The 26,332-nt window shown below is 73.0% G+C and carries 25 protein-coding genes and 1 pseudogene; 22 read left to right on the top strand and 4 right to left on the bottom strand.

Going from position 1 to position 26,332, the window contains the following annotated elements:
• The 8 genes and pseudogenes from VIB11_RS14250 to miaB form a co-directional block, all read left to right on the top strand.
• Window positions 1–268: pseudogene (locus VIB11_RS14250) on the top strand (ABC transporter); the annotation flags it as partial.
• Window positions 265–765: a DUF427 domain-containing protein gene (locus VIB11_RS14245; RefSeq protein WP_332031897.1), complete on the top strand. Its 501-nt coding sequence runs from the start codon at window positions 265–267 to the stop codon at window positions 763–765. The pseudogene VIB11_RS14250 and the gene VIB11_RS14245, both read left to right, overlap by 4 nt.
• Window positions 755–1,249, top strand: a complete 495-nt coding sequence (locus VIB11_RS14240; protein ID WP_332031896.1) for a GNAT family N-acetyltransferase — start codon at window positions 755–757, stop codon at window positions 1,247–1,249. Before VIB11_RS14245 ends, VIB11_RS14240 begins: the two co-directional genes overlap by 11 nt.
• Window positions 1,250–1,483: 234 nt before the next feature.
• Window positions 1,484–2,557 carry a recombinase RecA gene (gene recA / locus VIB11_RS14235; RefSeq protein WP_332031895.1) on the top strand — a complete coding sequence of 358 codons (1,074 nt, stop codon included), beginning with the start codon at window positions 1,484–1,486 and terminating at the stop codon, window positions 2,555–2,557.
• 5 nt (window positions 2,558–2,562) lie between these two features.
• Window positions 2,563–3,255, top strand: a complete 693-nt coding sequence (locus VIB11_RS14230; RefSeq protein WP_332031894.1) for a regulatory protein RecX — start codon at window positions 2,563–2,565, stop codon at window positions 3,253–3,255.
• Between the two features lie 63 nt (window positions 3,256–3,318).
• Complete coding sequence (locus tag VIB11_RS14225; RefSeq protein WP_332031893.1) at window positions 3,319–4,005, top strand: DUF4241 domain-containing protein; 687 nt, start codon at window positions 3,319–3,321, stop codon at window positions 4,003–4,005.
• A 74-nt stretch (window positions 4,006–4,079) separates the two neighbouring features.
• The gene (locus tag VIB11_RS14220; RefSeq protein ID WP_332031892.1) at window positions 4,080–4,898 is read left to right on the top strand and encodes a YoaK family protein; all 819 of its coding nucleotides are present in this window, start codon (window positions 4,080–4,082) and stop codon (window positions 4,896–4,898) included.
• Between the two features lie 82 nt (window positions 4,899–4,980).
• Window positions 4,981–6,501 carry a tRNA (N6-isopentenyl adenosine(37)-C2)-methylthiotransferase MiaB gene (gene miaB / locus VIB11_RS14215; RefSeq protein WP_332031891.1) on the top strand — a complete coding sequence of 507 codons (1,521 nt, stop codon included), beginning with the start codon at window positions 4,981–4,983 and terminating at the stop codon, window positions 6,499–6,501.
• Between the two features lie 78 nt (window positions 6,502–6,579).
• On the opposite strand, the gene VIB11_RS14210 is transcribed toward miaB, so the two are convergent.
• The gene (locus VIB11_RS14210; RefSeq protein ID WP_332031890.1) at window positions 6,580–6,786 is read right to left on the bottom strand and encodes a hypothetical protein; all 207 of its coding nucleotides are present in this window, start codon (window positions 6,784–6,786) and stop codon (window positions 6,580–6,582) included.
• Window positions 6,787–6,945: 159 nt separating this feature from the next.
• Between VIB11_RS14210 and def the strand changes: the two genes are divergently transcribed.
• From def to ggt, 4 genes are all read left to right on the top strand, one after another.
• Window positions 6,946–7,542 (top strand): peptide deformylase, encoded by a 597-nt coding sequence (gene def, locus VIB11_RS14205; protein ID WP_332031889.1) that lies wholly within the window; start codon window positions 6,946–6,948, stop codon window positions 7,540–7,542.
• A 4-nt stretch (window positions 7,543–7,546) separates the two neighbouring features.
• Window positions 7,547–8,485, top strand: a complete 939-nt coding sequence (gene miaA, locus VIB11_RS14200; protein ID WP_332031888.1) for a tRNA (adenosine(37)-N6)-dimethylallyltransferase MiaA — start codon at window positions 7,547–7,549, stop codon at window positions 8,483–8,485.
• Complete coding sequence (gene dapF, locus VIB11_RS14195) at window positions 8,478–9,344, top strand: diaminopimelate epimerase (RefSeq protein ID WP_332031887.1); 867 nt, start codon at window positions 8,478–8,480, stop codon at window positions 9,342–9,344. The genes miaA and dapF overlap by 8 nt, the downstream gene beginning before the upstream one ends.
• A gap of 62 nt (window positions 9,345–9,406) precedes the next feature.
• A complete protein-coding gene (gene ggt / locus VIB11_RS14190) occupies window positions 9,407–11,257 on the top strand; it encodes a gamma-glutamyltransferase (protein ID WP_332031886.1) in 1,851 nt (616 codons plus the stop codon).
• 27 nt (window positions 11,258–11,284) lie between these two features.
• Here the strand turns inward: ggt and VIB11_RS14185 are convergent, their stop codons facing one another.
• Window positions 11,285–11,902: a class I SAM-dependent methyltransferase gene (locus tag VIB11_RS14185; RefSeq protein WP_332031885.1), complete on the bottom strand. Its 618-nt coding sequence runs from the start codon at window positions 11,900–11,902 to the stop codon at window positions 11,285–11,287.
• 75 nt (window positions 11,903–11,977) lie between these two features.
• Here VIB11_RS14185 and hflX point away from each other — a divergent pair, with 75 nt between their 5' ends.
• A complete protein-coding gene (gene hflX / locus VIB11_RS14180) occupies window positions 11,978–13,432 on the top strand; it encodes a GTPase HflX (RefSeq protein ID WP_332031884.1) in 1,455 nt (484 codons plus the stop codon).
• Between the two features lie 57 nt (window positions 13,433–13,489).
• Here the strand turns inward: hflX and VIB11_RS14175 are convergent, their stop codons facing one another.
• Entirely contained in the window at window positions 13,490–14,227 is a 738-nt protein-coding gene (locus tag VIB11_RS14175) for a class I SAM-dependent methyltransferase (protein WP_332031883.1), read from the bottom strand.
• 88 nt (window positions 14,228–14,315) lie between these two features.
• On the opposite strand from VIB11_RS14175, the gene VIB11_RS14170 reads away from it, so the two are divergent.
• The 4 genes from VIB11_RS14170 to rpsT all read left to right on the top strand — a co-directional run bounded on the left by VIB11_RS14170 (window position 14,316) and on the right by rpsT (window position 19,322).
• On the top strand, window positions 14,316–15,383 hold the full coding sequence (locus tag VIB11_RS14170; RefSeq protein ID WP_332031882.1) for a GNAT family N-acetyltransferase: 1,068 nt from the start codon (window positions 14,316–14,318) through the stop codon (window positions 15,381–15,383).
• A gap of 36 nt (window positions 15,384–15,419) precedes the next feature.
• Window positions 15,420–17,696: an ATP-dependent DNA helicase gene (locus VIB11_RS14165; RefSeq protein WP_332031881.1), complete on the top strand. Its 2,277-nt coding sequence runs from the start codon at window positions 15,420–15,422 to the stop codon at window positions 17,694–17,696.
• A 97-nt stretch (window positions 17,697–17,793) separates the two neighbouring features.
• On the top strand, window positions 17,794–18,783 hold the full coding sequence (holA, locus tag VIB11_RS14160; RefSeq protein WP_414695843.1) for a DNA polymerase III subunit delta: 990 nt from the start codon (window positions 17,794–17,796) through the stop codon (window positions 18,781–18,783).
• Between the two features lie 278 nt (window positions 18,784–19,061).
• A complete protein-coding gene (gene rpsT, locus VIB11_RS14155) occupies window positions 19,062–19,322 on the top strand; it encodes a 30S ribosomal protein S20 (RefSeq protein WP_332031879.1) in 261 nt (86 codons plus the stop codon).
• 105 nt (window positions 19,323–19,427) lie between these two features.
• On the opposite strand, the gene VIB11_RS14150 is transcribed toward rpsT, so the two are convergent.
• Window positions 19,428–20,009 carry a type II toxin-antitoxin system PemK/MazF family toxin gene (locus VIB11_RS14150; protein ID WP_332031878.1) on the bottom strand — a complete coding sequence of 194 codons (582 nt, stop codon included), beginning with the start codon at window positions 20,007–20,009 and terminating at the stop codon, window positions 19,428–19,430.
• A 212-nt stretch (window positions 20,010–20,221) separates the two neighbouring features.
• Here VIB11_RS14150 and VIB11_RS14145 point away from each other — a divergent pair, with 212 nt between their 5' ends.
• From VIB11_RS14145 to VIB11_RS14125, 5 genes are all read left to right on the top strand, one after another.
• A complete protein-coding gene (locus VIB11_RS14145; protein ID WP_332031877.1) occupies window positions 20,222–21,256 on the top strand; it encodes an iron ABC transporter substrate-binding protein in 1,035 nt (344 codons plus the stop codon).
• A gap of 143 nt (window positions 21,257–21,399) precedes the next feature.
• Complete coding sequence (locus VIB11_RS14140; RefSeq protein ID WP_332031876.1) at window positions 21,400–22,848, top strand: iron ABC transporter permease; 1,449 nt, start codon at window positions 21,400–21,402, stop codon at window positions 22,846–22,848.
• A complete protein-coding gene (locus tag VIB11_RS14135) occupies window positions 22,845–23,903 on the top strand; it encodes an ABC transporter ATP-binding protein (RefSeq protein ID WP_332031875.1) in 1,059 nt (352 codons plus the stop codon). Before VIB11_RS14140 ends, VIB11_RS14135 begins: the two co-directional genes overlap by 4 nt.
• 126 nt (window positions 23,904–24,029) lie before the next feature.
• Window positions 24,030–25,328, top strand: a complete 1,299-nt coding sequence (locus tag VIB11_RS14130; protein ID WP_414695841.1) for an MFS transporter — start codon at window positions 24,030–24,032, stop codon at window positions 25,326–25,328.
• A 144-nt stretch (window positions 25,329–25,472) separates the two neighbouring features.
• Window positions 25,473–26,332 (top strand): alkaline phosphatase D family protein (locus VIB11_RS14125; RefSeq protein WP_332031874.1); only part of this gene is annotated, 860 nt, incomplete at its 3' end.

Raw genomic sequence — 26,332 nt, 5'->3', positions numbered from 1 at the left:
CTCCTGGGTGGACTTCGACTACGTCACCCTGGCGCTCCAGCCGATGTTCCTGTTCTCCGCGACGTTCTTCCCGATCTCCACCTACCCGGACTCGCTCCAGTGGCTCGTCCAGGCCACGCCGCTCTACCACGGCGTCGCGCTCGAGCGGGCGCTCATGCTCGGGGAGGTCGGCCCGGGCATCCTGTGGCACGTGCTCTACCTCGTCGTCCTGGGCGGGCTCGGCGTCGTCGGCACCGCCCGCCGCCTGGAGAAGCTGCTGCTGTCGTGAGGCCACCCGTCGAGCCGGACGTTCCCGGAGCCGGCCAGGAGTCGGTGTGGGACTACCCGCGCCCGCCTCGGCTGGAGCGCACGTCCGCCCGGCTCGAGGTCGTGCTCGGCGGCCGGGTCATCGCGTCCACCACGGCCGGCTACCGGGTCCTCGAGACCAGCCACCCGCCGACCTACTACCTCCCGCCGGAGGCCTTCGTGCCCGGCGCCGTCCGGCCGGTCGTCGGCACGACCGTCTGCGAGTGGAAGGGCAGGGCGGTGTACGCGGACCTCGTCGCCGACGGCACCGTGGCCCCGCGCGCGGCCTGGTGGTACCCCGAGCCCACCGCGTCGTTCCGGGCCATCGCCGGCTACCTCGCCGTCATGCCCGGGCTCGTCGACGCGTGCCTGGTCGACGGGGAGCGCGTGACCCCCCAGTCGGGCGGCTTCTACGGCGGCTGGATCACCTCGGCGGTGGTCGGCCCGTTCAAGGGTGGGCCGGGCACACATGGCTGGTGACCCGGTGGGGGGAGACGCGGGGGAGCGGACGCCGAGGGGCGACGAGGTCCGGGTCGCCGCGTTCGCGGACCTCCCCGTGGAGACGGCGTACCGGCTGTGGGCCCTGCGCTCCCGGGTCTTCGTCGTCGAGCAGGACTGCCCCTACCTCGACCTCGACGGCCGCGACACGAACCCGGCGGCGCGCCACCTCTGGGTCGAGCGGGGCGGGGAGCCGGTGGCCACCCTGCGCCTGCTCGACGAGGGCGGGGTGCTGCGGATCGGTCGCGTCGCGACCCTGGCGGAGCACCGCGGGGCGGGTCTGGCCGCCGCGCTGGTGGAGGCGGCCCTGGCCGTGGCGGGGGAGCGGGACGTCGTGCTCGACGCCCAGTCGCACCTCGCGGACTGGTACACCCGGTTCGGCTTCGAGCCGAACGGGCGGGGATTCCTGGAGGACGGCATCCCCCACACGCCGATGCGCCGCAGCGGCCGGCACCCGGCGCGATAGCGGGCCCGCCGAGAACGCTCGGCGTGTCGTCGTCGGTTTGACGTACTTCGAACACGTGTTCGGGTAGATTCTGTCCACAAGAGGCGGCTTCGTCGTCACGCCATCCACTGCCCGTCAGCGGATCGCGCCGGCTGTCGGTGGTGCCTCCTAGCGTCTGACCCGACACGAGATCCACGGACTGTGCGGGTCGAAGGCAGGCGCGCCCGACTCGACGAACAGAAAGCAGGTGCGGCGATGGCTCGCCCGACCACAGGCAGTAGCGCAGGCAGCTTCGACCAGAAGCTCAAGGCCCTCGAGACGACCATGGGCCAGATCGAGAAGAGCCACGGCAAGGGCGCGGTGATGCGCCTCGGCGACGACGTCCGGCCGCCCATCGAGATCATCCCCACCGGGTCGATCGCCCTCGACATCGCACTCGGTATCGGCGGCCTGCCCCGGGGCCGCATCGTCGAGATCTACGGGCCGGAGTCGTCGGGCAAGACCACCGTCGCCCTGCACGCGGTCGCGAACGCCCAGCGCAAGGGCGGCATCGCCGCGTTCATCGACGCCGAGCACGCCCTCGACCCCGAGTACGCCAAGAAGCTCGGCGTCGACACCGACTCCCTCCTGGTGAGCCAGCCCGACACCGGCGAGCAGGCGCTCGAGATCGCCGACATGCTGATCCGCTCCGGCGCCCTCGACATCATCGTCATCGACTCGGTGGCCGCGCTCGTGCCCCGCGCCGAGATCGAGGGCGAGATGGGCGACAGCCATGTCGGCCTCCAGGCCCGACTCATGTCCCAGGCGCTGCGCAAGCTCACCGGTGCCCTCAACACCAGCGGCACCACCGCGATCTTCATCAACCAGCTCCGCGAGAAGATCGGCGTGATGTTCGGCTCGCCCGAGACCACCACCGGTGGCAAGGCGCTGAAGTTCTACGCCTCCGTCCGCCTCGACGTGCGCCGCATCGAGACCCTCAAGGACGGCAGCGAGCCGGTCGGCAACCGCACCCGGGTCAAGGTCGTCAAGAACAAGGTCTCCCCGCCCTTCAAGCAGGCGGAGTTCGACATCCTCTACGGCCACGGCATCTCCCGTGAAGGCGGCCTCATCGACATGGGTGTGGAGCACGGCTTCGTCCGCAAGGCCGGCGCCTGGTACACGTACGAGGGCGACCAGCTCGGGCAGGGCAAGGAGAACGCCCGCAACTTCCTCAAGGACAACCCCGACCTCGCCGACGAGATCGAGAAGAAGATCAAGGAGAAGCTCGGCGTCGGCCCCCAGGTCGACAAGCCGGCTGACCCGGTGGCCGAGGTCCCGGTCGAGTTCTGAGAGCAGTGAGCACCAGGCAGGACGCTGCCAGGGCGGCCCTCGAGGCTGCCTTGGCAGCGACAGCGACGGCCACCGGGGTCGCCGGGGCCACCGGTGCCGCCGGGGACACCGCGCGGCGCCAGTCCCAGCCGACCGACGACGGGAGGCCTCGCCGGCGCCGGCGAGCGGGCGTCCCGGGTGACCCCGAGCACGACCTCCGGTCCCGTGACGGCGAGCCGGACCCCCACGACGTGGCCCGGCAGATCGTGCTGCGCCAGCTCGCCCTGGCGCCCCGGAGTCGTCAGCAGCTGCGCGACAAGCTCCGCCAGCGCGGCTGCCCCGACGAGGTCGCCGAGGCCGTGCTCGACCGGATGACCGAGGTCGGCCTGGTCGACGACGAGGCGTATGCCGCGATGCTGGTCCGCTCCCAGCAGGCCGGGCGCGGGCTGGCCGCCCGGGCGCTCGCCCGGGAGCTGCGGACCAAGGGCGTCGACGACGAGACCGCCCGGGCGACGCTCGCCGAGATCGACCCCGAGGACGAGAGGGAGCGGGCGCGGGCCCTGGTCCGCAAGAAGCTCAGGACCATGCACGGCCTCGACGCGACGGTGCAGACCCGCCGCCTGGCAGGCATGCTGGCGCGCAAGGGCTACCCCTCGTCGATGGCCTTCGCTGTCATCCGCGAGGCCATTGCGGACGCTCCCGAGCATCAGCGAGACTGACCCGCACGCCGGGGGGCGTCAGGGCGTCAGCCACAGCAGGCACACCACAGAGGTGGGGGACCGATGAGCGATCTTGACCTGAGCACCTTCTATGCGCTGCGTGAGGGGGCTGCGACCCAGCCCGATGGTGGGCCGTGCCGCCTCACGACTCACGACCTCGGCACCCTGCGGGCTCGCAGTGGTCAGGTGGGCGCCTGTGACCCGTTCGTCTACCTCAGTGACCCTGCGGTCGAGGAGGTGCCACCGGGGGACTACCCCGTGAGGGTGACGGTGGCCGACGTCTCCGAGGCGGCTGACGGGTCCCACCTGCGCGAGGCCTACCTCAGCCTCGTCCTGTCCGACGCGCCCAGCGTGCGCGCCGCCTACGCCCGCAACATGAACGGTTCTGCCACGGGGAGCCATGACCTGGGGATCGTCGGTGTCGACGCCGGGACCGTCGCCTTCGTGGATGCCGCCGCCATCCGTTCGGGCATGCCCGACCCGCGGGTGCAGAACTGGTACGACGCGCTCTTCGACAACGGCACCACCTCGAGCTGGTTCGCGCTGATGGACGACCCCGGCCACCTGCGGGCGGGCTGCGCCAACATCCCGCTGCCGCTCTCCGAGGGCGAGGCCAACGTCGTGCTGGCCCACTCCGGCTGGGGCGACGGGGCCTACCCGCTCGTCTTCACCCTGGACGCCGCGGGCCGGCCGACCGGCCTGCACATCGACCTGCTGGTGGCCGGCCCGCTCGACCCCGACCTGGGCTAGCCGCACTCGACACCCCGCGCCAGGGCTGGCACCGGTGCGTCGGGCGCCGAGCCGGCAGGGTTAGCCTCGACGCCGTGACATTGCAGGTGGAGCGGGCTCGTGGTGTGAGCGCGGCGGGACTCGTCGGCTGGCTGCAGGCGGTCTCGGGGCACCGCCGCACGCCCGAGCGCAACCGCCACCTCGCCAACCTGCTCGCCCTGATCGCCGGCGTCCTCAACTCGGTCGGGTTCGTCGCGGTCGGGGTCTACACCTCGCACATGACCGGGCTCACCGCTTCAGTGGCCGACCATCTCGTGCTCGGCGGCTCGGCGCTCGTTGCGGTAGGGGCAGCTGCGATCGTGTCCTTCGTCGCGGGCGCGATGGCCTGCGCGGTCGTCTTCAACTGGGCGCGACGGCGCCACCTGCGCAGCATGTACGCCAACGTCCTGCTGCTGGAGGCCCTGCTGATCCTCGTCTTCGGGGCTCTCGCGGACCTGCTGACGTGGTCGCACCGCAACTGGCTCTTCGTCACTGTCCTGTGCTTCACCATGGGCCTGCAGAACGCCATCATCACCAAGATCAGCCAAGCGCAGATCCGGACGACCCACCTGACCGGGATGGTCACCGACATCGGGATCGAGCTGGGCAAGCTGAGCTTCCGAAGCCGTCGCGCGGACCTCGAACCCGTCCACGCGGACCTGCACAAGCTGCGCATGCTGAGCGCCCTGGTGGTCCTGTTCTTCGTGGGAGGCATCCTGGGCGCCGCGGGCTACCTCGCTGCGGGCTTCTCGGTCCTCCTCGCCCCGGCGGTGGTTCTGCTGGTCGCCGCGGCGCCCCCACTCGTGGATGACCTGCGCCGCGGCCGTGGCGGTCCGCTCGTCCGCCGGGTCCTCCGCCGCGTGCCGCGCACCTGATCGCCACCCCGGGTCGTCGGCGCAGTCGGTCCGCCCAGCGGTTCCTCGGGCACTGCGCCGAGCCCGTACCCTTGTCGGTGCGATGACCACACAGACGACGCTGAAGACCTACGACGTGCGCACCCACGGGTGCCAGATGAACGTCCACGACTCGGAGCGCCTTGCCGGGCTGCTGGAGACCGCGGGCTACATCGACGTGCACAGCCTCCCCGCCACCGACCGCCCCGAGGCCGCAGACGTCGTCGTCTTCAACACCTGCGCGGTGCGTGAGAACGCCGACAACAAGCTCTACGGCAACCTCGGCCAGCTCCGCCCCGCGAAGACCCGCAACCCCGAGATGCAGATCGCCGTCGGTGGCTGCATGGCGCAGAAGGACCGCGACACGATCGTCCAGCGCGCGCCGTGGGTCGACGTGGTCTTCGGCACCCACAACATCGGCAGCCTCCCGGCCCTGCTGGACCGCGCCCGTCACAACCGCGAGGCGCAGGTCGAGATCCTGGAGAGCCTCGAGGTCTTCCCGTCCACCCTGCCGACCCGGCGCGACTCCGCCTACAGCGGCTGGGTCTCGATCTCGGTGGGCTGCAACAACACCTGCACGTTCTGCATCGTTCCCAGCCTGCGGGGCAAGGAGGCGGACCGCCGCCCCGGCGACATCCTCGCCGAGGTCACGGCGCTGGTGCAGCAGGGCGTCGTCGAGATCACGCTGCTAGGGCAGAACGTCAACACCTACGGCGTCGAGTTCGGCGACCGCCTGGCCTTCGGCAAGCTGCTGCGCGCCTGCGGCGAGATCGAGGGCCTGGAGCGGGTTCGCTTCACCAGCCCGCACCCCGCCGCCTTCACCGACGACGTGATCACCGCGATGGCTGAGACGCCGAACGTCATGCCCAGCCTGCACATGCCGCTGCAGTCCGGCTCCGACCGGGTCCTCAAGGAGATGCGCCGGTCCTACCGCAGCGCCAAGTTCCTCGGCATCCTCGACCGGGTGCGCGAGCAGATCCCGGACGCCGCGATCACCACCGACATCATCGTGGGTTTCCCGGGCGAGACCGACGAGGACTTCGAGCAGACGCTCGACGTCGTGCGCCGGTCACGCTTCTCCAGCGCCTTCACCTTCCAGTACTCCATCCGCCCGGGCACCCCGGCCGCGACGATGGACCACCAGGTCCCGAAGGCGGTCGTCCAGGAGCGCTACGACCGTCTCATCGCGGTGCAGGAGGAGATCTCCTGGGCCGAGAACCGCGCCATCGAGGGTCGCGAGATCGAGGTGCTCGTCGCGACGGGCGAGGGCCGCAAGGACACCGAGACCCAGCGCCTCTCGGGCCGCGCCCGGGACAACCGCCTCGTCCACTTCGCCGTGCCCGACGGGGCGCAGCGCCCGCGGCCCGGCGACATGGCGACCGTGGGCGTGACCTACGGGGCGCCGCACCACCTCGTCGCCGACGCCGCCCTCACCGAGGGTCCGTATGCCGTGCGCCGCACCGCCGGGGGCGACGCCTGGCAGGCCCTCCAGGACGCGCCCGTGCCGGGCAAGCCCGCCGTGTCGCTGGGCATGCCGGGCGTCGGCAAGCCGGTCTCTGCCCCGGCCACCCCGGCCTGCCGGTAGGCCCCTCGCGGACGCGCCGCGCCCCATGGGGAGTGTCGCTGCCACCACCCGCACGCCCAGTGGTGGGGGCGCGGGCCGTCAGCTGCGGCCCCAGCCTGCGTCGCCGACGTCCCCACCGAACGAGCTGTCGGACTCGCCGTACTCCACCCGCTCCTCCTCGTCGGCCTCGGGCCCGAACGACGGGTCCGGGCGCTCGCCGGTCCCGGCACCGAAGGCAGGGTCCGAGGGGTCGGGAGCCACGTCGGGTCCGGGTCGGTCGTGTCCTGCGTCCGCGGGAATGCTCATGTCGCACGCTCCTTCGACCTCGCTGGCTGCTCGCTCCCAGCCTCGCGCAGCCACGCGGCATACGCCACAGTGCAGCCACGCGGCACACGCCACAGCGCGGCGCCGGTGGTCGGGAGCCGGGTGCCGGCGGGGCGGGGCGGTTCTGCGAGACTTCGCACCATGACCGTGCGCCCCATCGTGATCACCGGTGAGCCCGTGCTGCACCAGCGTGCCCAGCCCGTCGAGTCCTTCGACGGGCAGCTGCGCGCCCTGGTGGACGACATGTTCGAGACGATGGACGCCGCCCACGGCGTGGGGCTCGCCGCCCCCCAGATCGGTGTCGGCCTGCGGATCTTCACCTGGCAGATGGAGAACAACGACGGGGCGCCACCACGCGGGGTGATCGTCAACCCCTACGTCAGCGCCTCCAAGCCCGCGCAGGAGGAGCCCGACAGCCACGACGAGGTGGAGGGCTGCCTGTCGGTCCCGGGCGAGAGCTTCCCGCTCAAGCGCGGGGAGCGCGCCAGCGTGAGCGGCTACGACCTGGACGGCAACGAGATCTCGTTCGAGGCCACCGGCTGGTTCGCCCGCTGCATGCAGCACGAGTACGACCACCTCAACGGGTTCCTCTACCTCGACCGGCTCGGCGACAGGTGGGGCAAGAAGGCCAGGAAGGCGGTCAAGCGCCAAGGCTGGGGCCGCCCGGGCCAGAGCTGGATGCCGGGCGTGGACCCCGACCCCTTCGGCCACGACGCACCCGACGAGCACGACCTCTGACCGTATGCCCGACACCTGCCCGCTCGTCGTCGCCGTCGTCGGGCCGACCGCCAGCGGCAAGTCCGACCTCGCCCTCGACCTCGCGGAGGCCCTGGGCGGCGAGGTCGTCAACGCCGATGCGTCCCAGCTCTACCGGGGCATGGACATCGGGACGGCCAAGGTTCCGCCGACCCAGCGGCGCGGCCTGCCGCACCACCAGCTCGACGTCCTCGACGTCACGGACGAGGCCAGCGTGGCCGCGTACCAGCATCATGCCCGCGCCGATCTCGCGGCCATCGCGGCCCGCGGCCGGCCCGCCGTCGTCGTCGGCGGATCGGGCCTGTACGTGCGGGCCCTGCTCGACCGCCTCGAGATCCCGCCCACCGACCCCGAGGTGCGCGCGCGGCTCGAGGAGGAGGCTGCGCGGCTGGGCACCGCGACCCTGTACGCCCGGCTGCGCGGCGTCGACCCGGCGGCGGCGGACGCCATCGAACCCAACAACACCCGGCGCGTCGTGCGCGCGCTCGAGGTCATCGACCTCACCGGCCGGCCGTTCTCGGCCACCATGCCGGCACGGGAGTACCTGCGCCCCACGCTCGCCCTTGGCCTCGAGCTTCCTCGCGACGTGCTCGACGAGCGGATCGGCACCCGGGTCGCGCGGATGTGGCGCGACGGGCTGCTCGACGAGGTGCGGGCGCTCGAGCCGCTCGGGCTGCGCGAGGGCCGCACGGCCTCCCGCGCCCTCGGGTACGCGCAGGCGCTGGCCCAGCTCGACGGCACGCTCACGGAGGCCGAGGCGCAGGACCAGACGGCCGCGATGACCCGCCGGTTCGCCCGGCGGCAGGAGTCGTGGTTCCGGCCCGACCCTCGGATCACCTGGCTCGACCCGCGGGAGGACGGGACCGCCACCCGGGCCTTGGCGCTCGTGCGGGGCGTGATCGGCGACAATGGGCGCCATGGCTGACGGACTCGCGTTCACCAAGGGCCACGGCACCGAGAACGACTTCGTGCTCGTGCCGGACCTCGACGGGGTCCTCGACCTCCTGCCGAGCCAGGTCGCGCGGCTGGCCGACCGGCGGGCCGGCATCGGCGGTGACGGCGTGATCCGTGTGGTGCCGGCCCGCGCCGCCGCAGAGGAGGACGTGCGGGCGCAGGCCGCCGAGGCTGCCTGGTTCATGGACTACCGCAACGCCGACGGCAGCGCGGCGGAGATGTGCGGCAACGGGACCCGCGTGTTCGCGGCCTACCTGCGACGTGAGGGCCTCGAGACGGCCGACGAGTTCGCCATCGCGACCCGGGCCGGGGTCAAGCGCGTCCGCTTCGAGCCGGGCGGCCTCATCGCCGTCAACCTCGGGCCCTGGCGCTTCGCTGACCTGGCTGACGCGAGCGACGACGGCATCGACGCGCTCGTCCACCTCGACGGGCACCAGCCCTTCTCGGCGGTCAGCCTCGACCTCGGCAACCCGCACACCGTGGTGGCCCTCCCGGAGACCATCGACCTCGCCGGGCTCGACCTCACCAGGGCTCCAGTGGTCAACCCGGCGCCGCCGCACGGCACGAATGTCGAGTTCGTGCGGCCGCAGGGGCTGGGGCACCTCAGCATGCGGGTGCACGAGCGCGGTGTGGGCGAGACCAGGTCCTGCGGCACCGGCGCCTGCGCGGCCGCGCTGGCCACCCGCTTCTGGGCCGGAGAGGGTGCGCCGGACGTGTGGACCGTCGACGTCCCGGGCGGCCGGCTGCGCGTCACCGCACTGCCGGGCCAGGAGGTCGAGCTGGCCGGCCCCGCCGAGCTCGTGGCCGACGGGACCACCACCCTGGTGTAGCCACCGGCCGCTGCTCCGCGGCTCGACGTGCGGTGCCCGAAATGTCGTCCTACCGTCCCTTCATGACGACTCTCCGCCGCCGCCGGGTCCTGGCCAGCGCCCTCGCGGGCGTGGTGGCCGCCGCCGTCGCCGTGCCCGCCGCGGGCGCGGCGGGCACCGCGAGCGAGGGCCGCGCCGGGCCGGGCCGGGGTGACCTGCCCAAGGTCCCGGTCATGCGCGGGGGCGGCGGTGCCGTCTCCTCGGTCGACCAGGCGGCGAGCCAGGTGGGCATCGACGTGCTCCGCAACGGCGGCAACGCGGCCGACGCGGCGGTCGCCGTGGCCGCCGCGCTCGGCGTCGTGGAGCCCTACACCTCGGGGATCGGCGGCGGTGGCTTCTTCGTCTGGTACGACGCCGACCGCAAGCGCGTCTCGACCATCGACGGCAGGGAAACCGCGCCGATGTCCTTCACCGAGAACGCGTTCCGCGAGCCGGACGGCACACCCATGGACTTCGACAAGGCCGTCAACTCCGGCCTGTCGGTGGGGGTGCCGGGCACGCCGGCGACCTGGGCCAAGGCCCTCGACCTGTTCGGCACCCAGCGTCTCGGAGACCTCCTCAAGCCTGCCGAGCGCCTGGCCCGAGAGGGCATCATCGTCGACCAGAGCTTCTACGACCTGACCAGGGAGAACGAGGAGCGGTTCCGGATGTTCCCGGAGACCGCGCGCGTCTTCCTCCGCGACGGCAGGACCCCGGCCGTCGGCACCCGCTGGACCAACCCCGACATCGCCCGTGCCTACCGTGAGCTGCGCACCCACGGCGTCGACGCCCTCTACGGCGGGCGGCTCGGCCGGGCGGTGGTGGCCGAGGCCCGCGACCCGCACACCGCACCAGGCGTGGACGTGCCCTCCGGCCAGCTCACCCTCCGCGACCTCGAGCGCTACCGAGCCGTTCCCCGCCGGCCGGTGCACTCGCAGTACCGCGACTACGACGTGTACGGCATGCCCGTCCCCAGCTCGGGCGGGATCGCGGTCGCCGAGATCCTGAACCTGCTCGAGGCGTACGACCGGCGCACCGGCCAGCCCCTGTCGGAGGTGAGCAACGCGCAGTACCTCCACCGGTTCAGCGAGGCCGCCGCCACCGCCTTCGCCGACCGGAACCGCTACATCGGAGACGTCGACGGGGTGCCGACGCGCGAGCTGGTCTCGCAGGGGTTCGCCGACGAACGCTCCTGCCTCTTCGACCCTGCCTCAGCGCGGCCCCGGCCGATCCCGTTCGGCAGCCCCGACGGCAGCTACGAGCAGTGCGCCACTGCGGCGGGGCGGACGAGCGTCCCCCGCGACGGGCGGTCCACGACCAGCCTCAGCGTCGCGGACCGCTGGGGCAACGTCGTCGCCTACACGCTCACGATCGAGCAGTACGGCGGCTCCGGGATCACCGTGCCCGGCTACGGTTTCCTGCTCAACAACGAGCTCACCGACTTCAACTTCGCACCCCTGCAGCCCGGCGTCCCGGACCCGAACCTGCCCGGCCCCGGCAAGCGGCCGCGCTCGTCAATGAGCCCGACCATCGTCGTGGAGGACGGCCGGCCCATCCTGGCCGTCGGCAGCCCGGGCGGCGCCACGATCATCACGACGGTGGCGCAGGTCGTCACCGAGCACCTCGACCGGCGGCGCGCACTCGTCGCCGCGATCGCGGCGCCGAGGCTGTCGTCGCGCAACGGCACCGAGAGCATCGAACCGGCCCTGCACGGCTCGCCCGACGGCGCGGCACTGGCTGCGCTCGGGCACGTGTTCTCGACCCAGGACGTCATCGGCAACGCCGCCGCGATCCGCATCTGGGGCCGAGGGGACTTCGAGGCCGCTGCCGAGACCACGCGCCGGGGCGGCGGCTCGGCCATGGTGGTCCGTCCCGACGAGGTGGACACCCGCTAGCTGGGGGGCCGCCGTCCGCCGGTGCGCCTACGCGAGCCGGTGGACGGCGAGTACCCGGAAGCCCTTGTCGGACGCGAAGCGCTCCACGGCATACGCGTCGGCAGGAAGGTGCTCGCCCAGCCAGCGCTGGAGGGAGTCCGAGCCGAGGTTCTTCTGCACCACGAGGTATGCCGCGCCGCCGGCTTCCAGCCGCGGCAGCCAGGCCATCAGCAGCTCGTGGAGGGCGGCCTTCCCGATGCGGATGGGCGGGTTGGACCAGATGGTGGCGAAGCGCACGTCGTCGGGGACCTGCGCAGGGGTGAGCGCCCGGACGTTGCCCAGGCCGAGGGAGTGGGCGTTGGCCTGCGCCAGCCCCACCGAGCGCTCGTTCACGTCGACGGCCCAGACCGTGGCAGCCGGTGAGAGCATGCCCAGCGTCAGGGCGATCGGGCCCCAGCCGCACCCCACGTCGAGGAGCTGCCCCGAGGCGGGGGGCGGGGGGACCTCGCGGAGCAGCACGGCGGTGCCCTTGTCGAGGCCGTCGGGGCTGAAGATGCCCGGCGCCGTGCGCACCGTCACCTCCCGCCCGGCGAGCCTGACGGTGAGGCTGCGCTGCTCCCCGGGGCTCGCGGGCTGCGCGGTGAAGTAGTGCTCGTGCTCGCTCATCAGCGCACACGCTAGCGAGGGAACGGCATAAACCGGTCGCCCGGCCTGTTCTCCAGGTGAGAACCTAGAGGGGATATGACTTCACGCACTGAACTTTTCAACCAGCGGGCCGAGGCCCTGGCCGACGAGGAACTGCAGCATGCAGGGTTCGACGGCGACCACGGATACGACGGCGACCAGTTCGACCGCGAGGAACGCGCCGCCCTGCGCCGTGTCGCCGGTCTGTCGACCGAGCTCGAGGACATCACCGAGGTCGAGTACCGCCAGCTGCGGCTCGAGCGGGTGGTGCTCGCGGCGGTCTGGACCGACGGGACCGCCGAGGACGCCGACAACTCGCTGCGCGAGCTGGCTGCCCTGGCCGAGACCGCCGGCTCGACGGTGCTGGCGGGCCTCGTGCAGCGGCGCGCCAAGCCCGACACGGGCACCTACCTCGGCGCCGGCAAGGCCGAGGAGCTGCGCGACATCGTCATCGCCGAGGGCGCCGACACGGTCATCTGCGACACCGAGCTGACGCCCAGCCAGCGCCGCGCCCTCGAGGACGTCGTCAAGGTCAAGGTCATCGACCGGACCGCCCTGATCCTCGACATCTTCGCCCAGCACGCGAAGTCGAAGGAGGGCAAGGCGCAGGTCGAGCTGGCCCAGCTGCAGTACCTCCTCCCGCGCCTGCGCGGCTGGGGCGAGTCGATGTCCCGGCAGGCCGGTGGCCAGGCTGCCGGCGGCCAGGGCATGGGCTCCCGCGGCCCCGGTGAGACCAAGATCGAGCTCGACCGCCGGCGCATCAACCAGCGGATGGCCAAGCTCCGCCGGGAGATCAAGGAGATGAAGACCGGTCGCGACACGCGGCGGTCCAGCCGTCGCGTCGGCGGTGTGGCGAGCGTCGCGATCGCCGGCTACACCAACGCCGGCAAGTCCTCGCTGCTGAACCGCCTGACCGGGGCCGGGGTGCTCGTGGAGAACCAGCTGTTCGCCACCCTCGACCCCACGGTCCGCCGGGCGGAGACCGAGGACGGCCGGGTCTACACCCTGGCCGACACCGTCGGGTTCGTCCGCCAGCTGCCGACCCAGCTCGTGGAGGCCTTCCGCTCGACGCTGGAGGAGGTCGCCGACGCCGACCTGCTGCTGCACGTCGTCGACGGTTCGCACCCCGACCCCGAGGGCCAGATCAGCGCGGTGCGGGGTGTCCTGGCCGACGTCGACGCCGCCGACGTCAAGGAGGTCATCGTCGTCAACAAGGCCGACGCGGCCGACCCCGAGGTGCTCGACCGCCTGCGCCGGCACGAGAAGCACTGCATCGTCGTCTCCGCCCGCACCGGGCGGGGCATCGCCGAGCTGCGTGCCCTGATCGGCGAGGAGCTGCCCCGTCCGAGCATCGACGTCGAGGTGCTGCTGCCCTACGACCGGGGCGACCTGGTCAGCCGGCTGCACGACGAGGCCGACGTCATCGCCAGCGAGCACACCGAGGACGGCACCCGGGTCAAGGCGCGGGTCCACCCCGACCTCGCCAGCGAGCTCGCCGCCTTCGCCGCGTAGCGGTCCGCCGCCCCTGCCTGGACGTCCCCGCGGTCCCGAGGCCCGGCGGGACGCCCCTCAGGCGGGCAGGCGGTAGACGCTGACGTGGGAGCGCGAGTCAGCGGTGAACGCGGACCGGTCCCAGCCGGCATACCTCGCCTCCAGCGTGAAGCCCGCCAGCCGGCCCATGAGGTCGAGCTCCGACGGCCAGATGTAGCGGTGCGGGCTGATGGCGTGGGTGGCCTCGCGGCCCGCGTCGAAGCGGAAGTGGTGCGAGACCACCTGCTGGTGCAGGACGTCGTAGGCGTCGAGCCCGACGTAGCCGGGCTCGGTGGCGAAGACCGTGGCCGGTGACCCGGGAGGGAGCTGGCGCAGCTGCGGGACCCAGAGCTCGACGACGAACCGGCCGCCGGGCGAGAGGTGGCGGGCCGCGTTGCGGAAGCACTCGACCTGCGCGTCCTGGGTGAGCAGGTTGGAGATCGTGTTGTAGACGAGGTAGACCAGCGCGAAGCCGCCGTCGACGCGCGTGGTCGCCATGTCGCCGACCACCACCGGGACCGTCTCGGCGCCGACCTTCTCGCGCAGCCGAGCGACCATCGGCTGGGAGAGCTCGACACCTGTGACCGGCACGCCTCGCTCGACCAGCGGGATGGCCACGCGGCCCGTCCCGACGGCGAGCTCGAGCGCCGCGCCCGCAACGGCGAGCTCGGCGAGGAAGTCCACGGTCGGCCCGAGCACCTCCGGCGAGAACATCCCCTCGCCCGGGGTGTCGTAGCGCTCCGCTGCGGTCTCGTCCCAGATCTCGTCGAGCTGCATGCCCCGACCGTGTCAGCCGGCACCGCCTCGGGTCCACCGCTTTACGGGCTGTGCCGACCTGTCACCGCGGTGGCGTAGCGTCGCGCCCGTGAACACCCTCTCGACGTCGGCTTTCGAGACGACCACCGACCGGCTGGTCCTGCGCCGCCCCCGTCGAGGTGACCTCGACTTCGTCCTCGCCCTGCACGCCGACCCGCGGCTCTACACCCACGCGCCGCACGCCCGGCGTGACGACGCCGCGAACGCCGCCTTCGCCGAGGCGGTCGACCGCCACTGGGACGACCTGGGGTTCGGGTACTGGCTGGTGGAGGACCGGAGCACCGGCGAGCGCGTCGGGATGGCCGGGGTGCGCCGGGTCGAGGACCACCTCAACCTCTACTACCGCTTCGTGCTCGAGGCGCACGGCCACGGCTACGCCCGCGAGGTGGCCCGTGAGGCGGTCGTCCTCGCCACCGAGTGGCTGCCCGACCTGCCGGTGCGGGCCGTCGTGCGCCCCGACCACGCGGCGTCGCTGCGGGTCGCCGACGCCGCCGGGCTGTTCCGAGCCGGCACGGTGCGCCACCCCGACGACCGGCCGGACGAAGCGCCGTCGGTGCTGCTCGAGGCGCCCCGCGTCGACAGTCTCGAGCGCCTCGACGACCCCGCGCGGCAGGAGCTGCTCGACCTGTGGTGCCGGGTCAACGACGCCGGCGGGGCGGTCGGGTTCCGCCCGGGCGCGGCGCGCGAGGAGGTCGCCGTCGCGCTGGCCCGCCACGAGGAGCAGATGGCTGACGGGCTGGCCACGCTGGGCGCGATGCGGGCGCCGGACGGCCGGCTGCTCGGCCTGGCCTGGTGGGTGGCGTCCCCGACACCGCTCCTGGCCCACGCTCTCTGGCTCTACCGCGTGATGGTCGACCCCGACCTGCGGGGCCGCAACCTCGGGCGCCTGCTCATGGCCGGGATGCACCGCCTGGCGCGGGAGACCGACGGCGTCGAGATGGTGACGCTCGACTACCGCAGCGGCACCGGCGTGGGCAGCTTCTACACCCGCTGCGGCTACACCGAGGTCGGCCGCGTCCCCGGGGCGATCCGGGTCGCCCCCGGTGACGACCGCGACGACGTCCTGATGACGCGGCGGCTCGACGGCCGCCCGCTCGTCGCCGACGGGCGCACCTGACCGACCGGCCGTCACGGCACGGCATACGCTGACCCCATGCCCTCGCTCGACGACCTGCTGCACGCTGCCGTCCAGGGAGTCGGGGGCGTGGAGCGCCCCGGCCAGGTCCAGATGGCGCACGCCGTCGAGGAGGCCATCGCCAAGGACGAGCACCTGCTCGTGCAGGCGGGCACCGGCACCGGGAAGTCGCTGGCCTACCTGATCCCCGCGGTCCGGCACGCGATCGACTCCGGCAAGCCCGCAGTCGTCGCGACCGCCACGCTGGCCCTGCAGGCGCAGATCGTCGACCGTGACATGCCCCGGCTGGCCGAGGCGATCGCGCCGCTCATCGGCCGCCGCCCGACCTACGGCCTGGTCAAGGGGCGCCGCAACTACGTGTGCGTGAACAAGCTCGAGGGCGGCTTCCCCGACGACGACGAGGACTCCCTCCTCGCCGTCGGTCAGGTCGACCAGCAGGCCAGCCGGCTCGGCGCCGAGGTCGTCAGGCTGCGGGAGTGGGCCGAGACCACCGAGTCGGGCGACCGCGACGAGCTGGTCCCCGGCGTCAGCGAGCGGGCCTGGCGCCAGGTCTCGGTCAGCGCCCACGAGTGCATGGGCGGCAAGTGCCCACTCGTGACCGAGTGCTTCGTCGAGCGCTCCCGCGAGGCGGCGAAGGAGGTCGACGTCATCGTGACCAACCACTCCTTCATGGCCATCGACTCCTTCGAGGGCCGCCAGATGCTGCCCGAGCACGACGTCCTCGTCGTCGACGAGGCGCACGAGCTCGTCGACCGGGTCACCTCGACGGTCACCGACGAGCTCACGGCCTCGATGGTGTCCGCAGCGGCGCGCAAGGCCGCCCGGCTGGCCGAGTCGACCGAGCCGGTCGAGGACGCCGCGGTCTTCCTCCAGGGCGTCCTCGACGACCTGCCCGAGGGGCGGCTCACCGGGATTCCCGACGCCCTCGAGCTCGCCCTCTCCCGGGTGCGCGACACCGCCCGCGCTGTGCAGTCCGAGCTCAAGCCGGCACCGGGGGAGGAGACCGACGGCAACCGCCAGGTCGCCCGGGCCGCCGTGGACGAGGTCCACGAGAACGCGGCCCGCGTCCTCGAGCAGCGCGAGCTCGACGTCGTCTGGATCAGCCGCGACAACCGCCGCGGCACCGTGCTGCGGGTCGCGCCCATGAGTGTCGCGATGCTGCTGCGCGACAAGGTCTTCGGCGACCGCACGGTCGTCATGACCTCGGCGACCCTCGAGCTCGGCGGCACCTTCGACGCCGTGGCGGGCACGCTCGGCCTCCGCGGCGACGGCGCGCCGGACTGGACCGGCCTCGATGTCGGCAGCCCGTTCGACTACCCCAGGCAGGCCATCGCCTACGTCGCGCAGCACCTGCCGCCTCCCGGTCGCGACGGCATCAGCGAGCAGACCCTCGACGAGATCGAGGCGCTGGTCCGGGCCTCCGGCGGCCGGGCCCTCGGGCTGTTCTCGTCGATGCGCGCCGCCCGCGACGCGACCGAGGCGATGCGCGAGCGGTTCTCCGACAAGGAGGGCGACATCGGCTTCCTCTGCCAGGGCGAGGACCAGATCTCAACGCTGGTGCGGCAGTTCGCACGCGACCCACAGACCTGTCTCTTCGGCACCCTCACTCTCTGGCAGGGCGTGGACGTGCCGGGGTCGTCCTGCCAGCTGGTGATCATCGACAGGATTCCGTTCCCGCGCCCGGACGACCCGCTGTCGTCGGCGCGCTCGCAGGCGATCGCACGCATGGGCGGCAACGGGTTCATGGCGGTGTCCGCGACGCACGCGGCACTGCGCCTGGCTCAGGGCGCGGGGCGGCTGATCCGTCGTGCGGACGACCGTGGCGTCGTGGCGTTCCTCGACTCCCGCATGATGACGGCGCGGTATGCCGGGTTCCTCCAGCGGTCGCTGCCGCCGTTCTGGCCCACCGCCGACCGCGAGATGGTGCTCGCCGCCCTGCGCCGCCTCGACGAGACCGCGCCGGAGCCCCTCACCGTCCACGAGCCCGCGCTGCGCGGGGTGACCGGCGCGGTGGTCGGCACGACCATGGGCGACGGCGCGGAGCACCCGCGGCCCGACGCCGACCCACGGCCTCGGGCAGACGCTCCGCCCCCGGCAGCCGCGGCGCGAACGGCAGTGACCCAGGGGCACTCGTGGACCGCCGACGCCGACGAGGAGCTGCGCGACGGCGTCGAGCTCGGTCTCAGCCTCGAGGAGCTCGCCGAGAGCCTCGAGCTGCCCGAGGACGTCATCGCGGCACGCCTGCGCGGGCTCGGGCTCGAGGTGACCGGTGCACCGAGGATGAGCTTCGACTGAGCGGGGTGGCCACGCCGCCGGCGCTCCCCGACCTGACGAGCCGGGCCGACGTGCACCTCCTCCCGCGGCCGTCGGTGTCCGGGCTGCGTGGCAGGCTGTGCCCGTGACCCAGACGCCGCAGCGCACCGTGCCGCCCCTGGTCCTGATCGCGGGGCCCGAGGGGATCCTGGCCGACCGCGCGCTCTCCTCGATCCTGTCCGAGCTCCGGGTCACGGCGCCCGACCTCGAGGTGGTCCGGCTGCAGGCCGCTGCCTACGAGGCGGGTTCGCTCGCCGTCCACGCCAGCCCCTCCCTGTTCGGGGGAGAGAAGGCCGTGGTGGTGCAGGACCTCGACGAGGCTCCAGACGAGCTGCAGACCGACCTGCTGGCCTACCTGGCCGCGCCCGAGCCCGACCTCACGCTGGTGGTGGCGCACAAGTCGGGCCAGCGCGGCAAGAAGGTCCTCGACACCCTGAGGAAGGGCGGCGCCCGGGTCATCGACTGCCCCGCGGTGAAGACCGACCGCGACAAGGGTGACTTCGCCATGAACGAGTTCCGCTCGGCGAGGCGGCGGGCGACCCCCGATGCCGTGAGGGCGCTCGTCGAGGCAGTCGGCAAGGACCTGCGCGAGCTGTCCGCCGCCTGCCAGCAGCTGATCTCCGACACCACCGGCGTGATCGACGAGACGCTCGTGGAGAAGTACCACGGGGGCAAGGTCGAGGCCACGGGCTTCCGGGTCGCCGACGCGGCGGTCGCCGGCAACACGGGAGAGGCGTTGCGCCTGCTCCGGCACGCCCTCGCCACCGGCGTCGACCCGGTGCCGATCGTCGCGGTGCTCGCCCAGCAGCTGCGCCAGCTCGTCCGCGTCGGGAACGCCGGCCGCGGTCGGTCCGCCGACGTCGCCCGCGACCTCGGCATGGCGCCCTGGCAGGTCGACAAGGCCCGACGCGCCCTCTCCGGGTGGGACGCCGAGGCGCTCGGCCGCTCGATCCAGGCCGTCGCTGCCGCGGACTTCGAGGTCAAGGGTGGCGGCCGCGACCCCGTGTATGCCGTGGAGCGCGCCATCCTCACCATCACCCGTGAGCGCGCTACGGGACGTCACGGCTGAGCTCGTCGGCCACCGCCCGGTGGACCGGCAGGAGCCGGTGACTGCTGCACCTGCCTGCCCGCTGTGCGCGTCCGCCCCTGCGCGGTGCCGCACGGCATACCGACGTTTTGTCGCCGGGCCCGGCACGCTGGTAGATTTGCTCCTCGCGTGCGCGCCTAGGTCGTGCGCGCATGCAGCACCACCCAGAGCGACTCAACCACGGGTGCCCCACGCCCGGTCCCGAGTCGCTTCTGCCGCCCTCTAACGGCAATAACCGACCAACCCAGAAAGAACTACCTGTGGCAAACATCAAGTCCCAGCTCAAGCGCATCAAGACCAACCGCGTTGCGACCGAGCGCAACAAGGCCGTCAAGAGCGAGCTCAAGACGTGGATCCGCAAGTTCCGCGCGGCCGCCGAGACCGGCGACGCCACCAAGGCCAACGAGGCCCTCAAGGTCGCGTCCACCAAGCTCGACAAGGCCGTGAGCAAGGGCGTCATCCACAAGAACCAGGCCGCCAACAAGAAGTCGGCCATGGCGAAGAAGGCCGCTTCCCTCTGACGCGAGGCGCCACCTGACGCATCAGGAGGGCCCGTCACCGCACCCCGGTGACGGGCCCTCCTGCATGCCGGGCGCTGCCGTGAGGTCAACGGCCCCGGCCGGAGGTCAACGGCCCCTGCCCCGCACCGCGGCGGCCACCCGGTCGAAGTGGCGCCGGTCGAGGACCGCGCCCTCCCGGCGCACCTGGGTGGGGTCGATGCGGATGACCCGGTCGACGCGCACCTCGCTGGGCCGGCCCCGCCGATCCCAGGGGCCGGTGCCGATGTCGACCCACTGCCGGCCGTGGCGCAGCTCGTCCGCGGCGTCCCGGTCGTGGTCGCGGCTGGTGAGCATCAGAGCCAGCAGCCACGGGCCGTCCCGCCCGACGAGCAGCACCGGCCGGTCCTTGCCCTGGGAGGGGTCCTCCTCGTAGGGGACCCAGGTCCAGACGATCTCGCCGGGATCGGGCTGTCCGTCGTGCTCCGGCTGGTACTCCAGCCCCGGCGTCCCGAGGAAGTCACCGGGGTAGGCCCCAGAACCCGGCGGCGACGTGGTGGCGGGACCGGTGCGGTGGGCGGTTGCCGCGGCTGCGCCCTGCCGCGATGGAGCCCCCGACCGCCTGCCGCCCCGAAGGAGCGCACGTGCACCCTGCTCCGCGGCGCGGCCGATCAGGTGGGCGAGCTGACTACCGAGACGTGGTCGGGCCATGACGGACACGCTATCGACAGCGCGGCCGATCTCATTCCCACCCACGGCGCACAGCGAGCAGGTCGGCGAACGCGACGGCCATCGCGCGCTGGTGGGCGCGCAGGGCTGTGGTCTCGGTGCTCCTGAACCGGCTGGTGACCGGAGGTCGGATTTTACTTAGGAAAGCCTTACCTTCTAGATTTGCAGTGTCACCGCCTCGACCAGGGAGTCCCATGCCGTCCCTCCGCTCCATGAGCGCCGTCCTCGCTGCTGCCCTCCTCGCCGTCACGACCGCCGCCTGCGGTTCGGGCTCGGGCGAGGAACCGCTCACCGACGATGCCCTGGTCGTCTACTCCGGGCGCAACGAGAACCTCGTCGCGCCGGTCCTGAAGAAGCTCGAGGCGGCCACGGGAATCGACGTCCAGGTCCGCTACGGCGGGTCCAGCGAGCTGGCCGCTCAGCTGCTCGAGGAGGGGGAGAACACCAAGGCCGACCTCTTCTTCTCCCAGGACGCGGGGGCGCTCGGTGCGCTCGGCAAGGCCGACCGGCTCGAGACCCTCGACCCGGCCACCACGGGCAAGGTCCTCGACGGCTTCGCCGACCCCCAGGGCCACTGGGTGGCCACCTCCGCCCGCGCCCGCGTCGTGGCCTACGACCCGAAGCAGGTGCCCGAGGCGGAGACGTGGACCACGGTCGACGAGGTCCTCGACCCGAAGTACAAGGGCAAGATCGGCTACGCCCCGTCCAACGCGTCGTTCCAGTCCTTTGTCACTGCGCTGCGCGTCACCAAGGGCGAGGCGGGCGCCAAGAAGTGGCTTGAGGACTTCAAGGCCAACGAGCCCAAGGCCTACGACAACAACATCCTCGTGCTCGACGCGGTCGACTCCGGCCAGGTCGGCCTCGGCCTGATCAACCACTACTACTGGTACGAGCGGGTCGCCGAGAAGGGCGCCTCGGCCGTGAACGCGAAGATCCGCTTCCTCGGCTCCGACGACCCGGGCGCGCTGGTCAACGTCGCAGGGGTCGGCATCCTCAAGGGGAGCAACCAGAAGCCGGCCGCCACCAAGGCGATCGACTACCTGCTCTCCCCGGAGGGCCAGCAGTACTTCGCCGACGAGACCGCGGAGTACCCGGTGGTCGAGGGCGTGAAGTCCACGAAGCACGACATCGTGCCGCTGGCCGAGCTCAAGCGCAGCAGTGTCGACCTCAACTCGCTCGACTCCCTCGAGAAGACCCTGGCACTCCTCGACGAGGTGGGACTCACCTGAGCGCTGACGTCCTGACCCAGCAGACCCCCGCGGCGCCGTCGCGGAGGGTCCGCTCGGCCGCGCGCTCGCGCCCCGCGCCGCGGATCCTCCTGGCCCCCGGGCTCCTGACCGCGGCTGTCGCGCTGCTGCCGATCGTCTACCTCGTGGTCCGGACCGGCGAGGCCGGGCTGTCCCGGGTGGCCGACATCCTCCTGCGCGAGCGCACCCTCACGCTCGTGCTGCGCAGCCTGGCCCTGGCCGGCACGGTGACGCTCCTGTGCCTGGTGGTCGGCGTCGGGCTGGCGATCCTGGTCACCCGGACGAACATCCCGGGCCGCCGCCTGCTCGCGGTCACGGCAGCGCTCCCACTGGCCATCCCCAGCTACGTCGCGGCCTTCGCCTGGATCTCGGCGGTGCCCGAGGTGAGTGGCTTCGGTGGCACGGTGCTGGTCCTCACGGCGTGCTGCTACCCCTACGTCTACCTGCCCGTGGCGGCTGCCATGCGTCGCATCGACCCATCCGTCGAGGAGGTCGCCCGGTCGCTCGGCCGGTCGCCCTGGAACACGTTCTGGTCCGTGACCGCACGGCAGCTGCGGCCGGCGGCCGCCTCGGGTGCCCTGCTGGTCGCGCTGTACGCCCTCAGCGACTTCGGCGCTCCGTCCCTGCTCCGCTTCGACGCCTTCACGCGGGTCATCCACCAGTCCTACCGCTCCAGCTTCGACCGCACCCCGGCCGCAGTCCTGTCCCTGCTGCTCGTCGTCATCACCGTGGCGATCACCGTCGCCGAGGCCCGCACCCGTCGCTCGGGCGAGCACACCCGGGTCGGCGGGGGAGTGTCCCGCCGGCCGCACCGCGTCTCCCTCGGCCGGCTGCGCTGGCCGGCCGCCGGGGTCGCGGCCGTCGTCATCGCGGTCGCCCTGGTGTTCCCGATGCTCTCGCTGCTCTACTGGTTCACGACCGGCCTGTCGGCGGGGATCGACGTCCCGCGACTCGTGAGCAGCACGGTGGGGAGCGTGTGGTTCTCGGTGCTCGGCGCGCTGCTCTGCACGGCCCTGGCCATCCCGGTCGGGGTGCTCGCGGCACGCCACCGGGGACGCACCACCTCCTTCGTCGAGCACGCGTCGTTCGCCGGTCACGCCCTGCCGGGGATCGTGGTGGCCCTGGCCCTGGTCTTCTTCGGTGCCCGGGTGGCCCAGCCGATCTACCAGCGCACACCCCTGCTGGTGATCGCGTATGCCGTCCTGTTCGTCCCCGCTGCCATCGGCGCCGTGCGCTCCGCCGTCACCATGAGCCCGGTCCGGACCGAGGAGGCGGCCCGGTCGCTGGGCAGCACGCCCTGGGAGGTGCTGCGCCGGGTGACGCTCCCGCTTGCCGCGCCCGGCATCGGCGCCGGAGCCGCACTGGTGCTGCTCACGTGCATGAAGGAGCTGCCCGCCACGCTGCTGTTGCGGCCCACCGGCGCCGAGACCCTGGCGACCAGCCTCTGGACCGAGACGGGCGTGGCGGCCTACGGCGCGGCCGCCCCCTACGGGCTGGCTCTCGTGGTCCTCGCCGTGCTGCCTACCCTTGCGCTCATGAGGTCACAGCGCGCCGGCGAGGGGGGAGTGTCGTGAGCGCCCTCGAGGTCCGCGGTCTGCGCGCGTCCTTCGGCGAGACGCGCGTGCTGTGCGGCGTCGACCTCGACGTCCCCGGGGGCACGCTGACCGCGGTGCTGGGCCCGTCCGGCTGCGGCAAGACGACGCTGCTGCGCGCCGTCGCCGGGTTCGTGACCCCTGACGCCGGGACGGTCGTGGTCGACGACCACGTCCTCTTCGGCCCCGGCGCCGACGTCCCGCCCGAGCGGCGTGGGGTCGCGCTCGTCCCCCAGGAGGGTTCGCTCTTCCCGCACCTCGACGTCGCCGGCAACGTCGCCTTCGGGCTTCCGCGCGACCAGCGCCGCGGCTCCCGGCGGGTGGCCGAGGTGCTCGAGCTCGTCGGACTGGGCGGCTACTCCACGAGGCGCCCCGACGAGCTGTCGGGTGGTCAGCAGCAGCGGGTCGCCCTCGCCCGTGCCCTCGCCCCGAACCCCCGGCTCGTCCTCCTCGACGAGCCGTTCTCCGCCCTCGACGCCGGCCTGCGCGGGGCACTGCGAAGCGATGTGCGCACCGCGCTCGCGGCGACCGGCGCGACCGCCGTGCTGGTGACCCACGACCAGGACGAGGCGCTCTCGATGGCGGACACCGTCGCCGTCATGGACGACGGTGTGGTGCGGATGCACGCGACCCCGGAGCAGGTCTACACCGGCCCGGTGGACCTCGGCGTCGCGCGCTTCGTCGGGCAGCTCGTCGAGCTCCGCGCCCAGCTCGAGGGCACGCGGGCGCAGACCGTGCTCGGTGAGGTCACCGCGCTCCCGGGCAGCCGGCACGCGCTCCCGACCGAGGCGGGCGGGGTGCTGGCCCTGCGGCCGGAACAGCTGCGCCTCCACCCCGAGGCCCAGGGGCGCGGCGCTCCTGGACGCGTCGAGAGCGTCTCCTTCCACGGCCACGACGCCACCGTGGCCGTCGTGCTGGATCGCCCCGGGCCCGATGCGCGCCTGCTGGTGCGCACGACCGGCCCGACGGCGACGGCCGGGGACCGCGTGCGGGTCACCGCCGAGGGGCCGGGCCTGTTCTTCCCGGACCCATCCTGATGCCGCGGGCGGGGTCCGCCGGCGGCGTGTCCACCGGCACGGTGGCGCCTGCCTGATGGCGGCCAGGCACGCGTCGACTCATGGACCCGGGGAATGCCGTCCGGCCTCGGCGATGTTGGACGCCCCGTGAGGGAGCCTGCAACCGTCGTCGACGCCACCACTCCGACGACAGGTGACCCGACCGCGCCTCCCTGCCCCGCCGCACGGCCCCGGCTGGCCCTCTTCGCCCTCGCCCTGGGCGGGTTCGCGATCGGCACCACGGAGTTCGTCACCATGGGGCTGCTTCCCGAGGTCGCGGCCGGCGTCGGCATCAGCATCCCGACCGCCGGGCACGTCGTGTCGGCCTACGCGGCCGGCGTCGTCGTCGGCGCCCCGGTCCTCGCGGCCCTCGGCGCCCGCGTGCCGCGCAAGACGATGCTGCTGTGGCTCATGGCCGCCTTCGCAGCGGCCAACCTCGCCTCGGCGCTCGCGACCACCTACCCCGGGCTGATGGCCGCCCGCTTCGCCTCAGGGCTGCCGCACGGCGCCTTCTTCGGCCTCGGCGCCCTCGTCGCCGCCTCCATGGTGCCGTTCCACCGGCGCACCTGGGCGGTGTCGATGATGCTCGTCGGGCTGACCGTGGCCAACGTCGTCGGCGTGCCCCTCACCACCAAGCTCGGCCAGGACCTCGGGTGGCAGTGGCCGTATGCCGCGGTCGGCCTCATCGCGCTGCTCACCGTCACCGCGGTGTGGCGCTGGGTGCCCTTCCACGCCGTGACCGGCGAGGCGTCGGTGCGGGCGGAGCTGCGGGCCCTGCACCGGCCGCAGGTCTGGCTCGCCCTCGGCATCGGCACCGTCGGCTTCGGAGGCATGTTCGCCACCTACGCCTACATCTCGCCGACGGTGACCGGGCTCACCGGGCTGGAGCCGGCGGCGATCCCGCTGGTGCTGGCGCTCTACGGGATCGGCATGACCGTCGGGGCGCTGCTGTCCGGGCGCGTTGCCCGGGGCGGCCTGCTGCGCGGCATCATCCTCGTCCTCGGCGCCATCGCCGTGATGCTGGCGCTGTTCGGGTTCGCCGCCCACCAGCCGGCCCTCGCGCTGCTCTGGGTGTTCCTGCTCGGCCTGCTGCCCAGCATCCTCGTCCCGATGCTGCAGACCCGGTTGATGGACGTCGCCCACGAGGGGCAGTCCCTGGCTGCTGCGCTCAACCACTCGACCCTGAACATCGCCAACGCCCTCGGCGCGTGGCTCGGCAGCGTCGTCCTCGCGGCGGGCCTGGGCTACGAGTGGCCGTCGCGGGTCGGAGCCCTGCTCGCCGTGCTCGGCGTCGGCATCGCGGTGGTCTCGGCGCTGGCCGAGCGCGCCGCCGCCCGCCGGCAACCTGCCGTCACCGCCGAGGCCCCCGTTGCCACCGCCGGCTCGGGGTATTCGCGAGCGGTATAGCGCGCGTCAACACCCCGAACCGCGCGGTGAGTGGGCGAGTGGGTGGTGGGGGGATGTGTGTGTGGCCTCGCGGTGAACGACGCGTGAATGCTCCCGCCGTCCCCGTTACCTGCCGGTCAGGGGCGCCGTTGACCATGCGTGACCATGATCGAACGCCGCACCTTCCTGGCCGGCTCCGCCGCGACCGCCGGCGCGCTGGGCCTGACCTCGGCAGCGTCGCCCGCGCCGGCGACTGCTGCCACGCCGGCCCCCGCGCGGGGCGCGACCCCGTTCCGCCACGGCGTGGCCTCCGGCGACCCGCTGCCCACCTCGGTCGTCCTCTGGACCAGGGTCACGCCCACTGCTGAGTCCACCCCGGGTTCCGGCGCCGGTCCTCGGGTCACCGTCGGGTGGCAGGTCGCCCGCGACGCGGCCTTCACGAGCACGGTGGCCAGCGGAAGCCTGGCGACGGGCCCGGAGCGTGACCACACGGTCAAGCTGGACGCCAAGGGACTTGCCCCGGGATCCACCTACTACTACCGGTTCACCGTGGGGCGGGCGACCTCGCCCGTCGGCCGGACCCGTACCGCCCCGGCGCCCAGCGACTCCCCGGCGAGGCTGCGGCTGGCGCTGGTGTCCTGCTCGAACTGGGAGGCGGGGTACTTCTCGTCGTACCGCCACCTGGCGGCGCGCGACGACCTCGACGCCGTCCTGCACATGGGCGACTACGTCTACGAGTACGGCACGGGCGCGTACGCCCATGGCCGGGCCAACCGGGTGGTCCGCCCGCACGAGCCTGCGCACGAGACGGTGACCCTGGCCGACTACCGCCGGCGTCATGCCCAGTACAAGACCGACCCCGACCTCCAGGCACTGCACGCGAGGGTGCCGTGGGTCGCGACGTGGGACGACCACGAGAGCGCCAACGACGCGTGGTCCGGCGGCGCCGAGAACCACCAGCCGGACACGGAGGGTTCGTACGCGGCCCGGAAGGCGGCCGCCCACCAGGCGTACTTCGAGTGGAT

It is taken from the genome of Pedococcus sp. (genome assembly GCF_036554925.1).
Classification (GTDB): domain Bacteria; phylum Actinomycetota; class Actinomycetes; order Actinomycetales; family Dermatophilaceae; genus Pedococcus_A.
Note: the sequence above shows the minus strand (reverse complement) of the source record. Positions and strands in the feature narration are given on the sequence as shown.

What these genes read in the sequence shown, in the direction of transcription:
- VIB11_RS14165 (WP_332031881.1), top strand. Translation starts at nt 15,420, where the DNA reads ATGCCCTCGCTCGACGACCTGCTGCACGCTGCCGTCCAGGGAGTCGGG.
- VIB11_RS14210 (WP_332031890.1), bottom strand. Translation starts at nt 6,786, where the DNA reads ATGAGCATTCCCGCGGACGCAGGACACGACCGACCCGGACCCGACGTG.
- dapF (WP_332031887.1), top strand. Translation starts at nt 8,478, where the DNA reads ATGGCTGACGGACTCGCGTTCACCAAGGGCCACGGCACCGAGAACGAC.
- VIB11_RS14175 (WP_332031883.1), bottom strand. Translation starts at nt 14,227, where the DNA reads ATGCAGCTCGACGAGATCTGGGACGAGACCGCAGCGGAGCGCTACGAC.
- VIB11_RS14145 (WP_332031877.1), top strand. Translation starts at nt 20,222, where the DNA reads ATGCCGTCCCTCCGCTCCATGAGCGCCGTCCTCGCTGCTGCCCTCCTC.
- VIB11_RS14185 (WP_332031885.1), bottom strand. Translation starts at nt 11,902, where the DNA reads ATGAGCGAGCACGAGCACTACTTCACCGCGCAGCCCGCGAGCCCCGGG.
- def (WP_332031889.1), top strand. Translation starts at nt 6,946, where the DNA reads ATGACCGTGCGCCCCATCGTGATCACCGGTGAGCCCGTGCTGCACCAG.
- hflX (WP_332031884.1), top strand. Translation starts at nt 11,978, where the DNA reads ATGACTTCACGCACTGAACTTTTCAACCAGCGGGCCGAGGCCCTGGCC.
- miaB (WP_332031891.1), top strand. Translation starts at nt 4,981, where the DNA reads ATGACCACACAGACGACGCTGAAGACCTACGACGTGCGCACCCACGGG.
- VIB11_RS14240 (WP_332031896.1), top strand. Translation starts at nt 755, where the DNA reads ATGGCTGGTGACCCGGTGGGGGGAGACGCGGGGGAGCGGACGCCGAGG.
- recA (WP_332031895.1), top strand. Translation starts at nt 1,484, where the DNA reads ATGGCTCGCCCGACCACAGGCAGTAGCGCAGGCAGCTTCGACCAGAAG.
- miaA (WP_332031888.1), top strand. Translation starts at nt 7,547, where the DNA reads ATGCCCGACACCTGCCCGCTCGTCGTCGCCGTCGTCGGGCCGACCGCC.
- VIB11_RS14150 (WP_332031878.1), bottom strand. Translation starts at nt 20,009, where the DNA reads ATGGCCCGACCACGTCTCGGTAGTCAGCTCGCCCACCTGATCGGCCGC.
- ggt (WP_332031886.1), top strand. Translation starts at nt 9,407, where the DNA reads ATGACGACTCTCCGCCGCCGCCGGGTCCTGGCCAGCGCCCTCGCGGGC.
- VIB11_RS14225 (WP_332031893.1), top strand. Translation starts at nt 3,319, where the DNA reads ATGAGCGATCTTGACCTGAGCACCTTCTATGCGCTGCGTGAGGGGGCT.